Source organism: Pseudomonas sp. HMSC057H01 (assembly GCF_001836405.1).
In the GTDB taxonomy this organism is placed as follows: Bacteria; Pseudomonadota; Gammaproteobacteria; order Pseudomonadales; family Pseudomonadaceae; genus Pseudomonas; species Pseudomonas aeruginosa.
Genome location: NZ_KV828470.1, coordinates 10214 through 12457 on the forward strand (window position 1 = coordinate 10214; position 2244 = coordinate 12457).

Annotated in this window: 1 pseudogene; it reads right to left on the minus strand. The window is 64.3% G+C overall.

What is annotated here, in order from left to right:
* Nucleotides 1-2244: pseudogene (locus HMPREF2581_RS15405) on the minus strand (hypothetical protein); the annotation flags it as partial.

Consider the following 2244-nt stretch of genomic DNA (forward strand, 5'->3'; position numbering starts at 1 on the left):
GCAAGGTTCCAGGCGTGGCGATCAGGCCCTGAGCACGGTTGACCAGTTCTCCCCCGCGCAGATCGAGTGCGATGGCCGTATCGCTGACCAGCCTGCCGCTGCCCTGCTGATCCAGCCCCTTCAGGTTGGCATCGATCGCACCCTTGGCAGTGATCCGGCCGTTCTGGCTGTTGTCCACCAGGTCCGCGACCAGCGCGAGCCCGGCACCGCTGCCTATGCCGCCCTTCTGGCTATTGTTGAGGCTGCCAGTACGGATCTCCGCGGCCTCCTTGGCGCTGACGATGCCGCCCTGGCTATTGTCGAGGCTGGCGCTGCGCAGGACGGCACCGGCGTCGGTGACCACCCTGCCCCCCTGGTTGTTCAATGCACCCTGGCTGGAAAGCGACAAGGTCCCGGCGCTGGAGACTGCACCGCCCTGGTTGTCCAGCCGACCGCTCTTCACGCTCAGGCGTCCCTGGCTGCTCAAGCTGCCCGCCTGATTGCCCAATACGCCGTCCAGAATGACGTCGATGCTTTGCTGGCTGCTGAGCAGGCCGCCGTTGCCATTGAACAGTTCGGCGCCATTCAGGCGCAGCCCATCACGACTGGCGAGTACCCCGCCGTCCTGGTTGAGTACCCGTGGCGCGGCGAGGCGAAGTCCGCTATCGCCGATGGCCTTGCCGCCTCGGTTGTCCAACTGCTCGGCGACGTCCAGTGTCACCTGGCCCGGGCTGGCGATTTCGCCCGCACGGTTGTCGATCCTCCGGGCGGAAACGGTCAGGTTGCCATCAGCACTGACCAGACCGCCGCTGCGGTTGTCGAGGCTATCGGCCTCGAGCATCAGCGCACCCTCGCTGCTCAATTCGCCACCCGCCTGGTTAAAGGCTGTCACGCTGGCGTGCAGGTCACCCCTGGCCGCGATCCGTCCCCTGACACTGTTCGCTCGCTCGGCAGTCAGTTTCAGACGACCTTCGCTAAGCAGGTCGCCGTCATCGTTTTCCAAACGGGACACGTCGATATCGACGGCGCCCTTGCTGCCGATGGAGCCACTGCGGTTGTCCAGGGCAAGCGCCCGGATATCCAGGCCTCCGGTGCCGGAGAGAACACCTTCGAGGCTGTTGTCCAGAGCCTGGGCGATGCGCAACGTCAGTACACCGCCGCTGCGCAGGCGGCCACCCTGGTTGGTCAGCGCGGAGGTGGTGAGTGTGAAGGCTCGGTCGCTGGAAATTTCCCCGCCGCTGTTGTCCACCATGCCGAGTTGGCGCAGGAGCAAGGTTCCAGGCGTGGCGATCAGGCCCTGAGCGCCATTGGCCAGGGTTCCCTCGTTCAGGTCGAGTATGATGCCGGCATTACTGACCAGCCGCCCTTTGCCCTGCTGATCGAGTCCCTTGATATTTGCGTCGATCATGCCTTTGGCAGTGATCCGGCCTTCCTGGCTGTTATCCACCTCAGTAGCAATCAGGCCGAGCCCGTCATTACTGCCAAGATTGCCTTTCTGGCTGTTGTTCAGAACCCCGGTATGGATCTCCGCCGCTGCGTTGGCACTGATGATCCCTGATCGGCTGTTGTCCAGGCTGGCGCTGGTCAGGCGCAGGCTGGAGTCCGTCACCAACTTGCCGCCACGGTTGTCCACCGCCTCCTGGCTGCTCAGTCTCAGCGCACCGGCGCTGGACAGAGTGGCGTCCTGGTTGTGTATGCGCCCGGCGCTCACCGTCAGGGTACCGTCGCTGAGCAGCGCGCCCTTGCCCTGATTGTCCAGCACGCCGTCCAGAGTGACCTCTATATGTCTCTGACTGCTGAGCAGTCCGGCATTGCCATTGAACAATTCGGTACCACTCAGGCGCAGCCCATCGCGGCTGGCGAGTACTCCCTTGTCCTGGTTGAGCACGCGTGGCGCGGTGATGCCCAGACCACTGTCACCGACGATCTTGCCGCCACGGTTGTCCAGTTGTTCAGTGAGGTTCAGCGTCGCCACGCCCTGGCTGGCAATCTCGCCGGCACGGTTGTCCACCTGCCGGACATCGATGACCACACCTCGGTTGCCGGCGATGCGACCAGCGCCGTTGTCGACTTTGTCGGCGTCGAGGGCCAGCGCGCCCTGAGTCGTCAGCTCTCCCCCGTTCTGCACCAGCGCACCGAGTTTGGCACGCAGATCATCCTTGGCGACGATACGCCCCTTGGAATTGTTCGCCTCATCGGCCGCCAGCTTCAGGCCGCGTTCGGCGATCAGCGTGCCAGCGTCGTTTTCCAGGCGGGTCACACCGA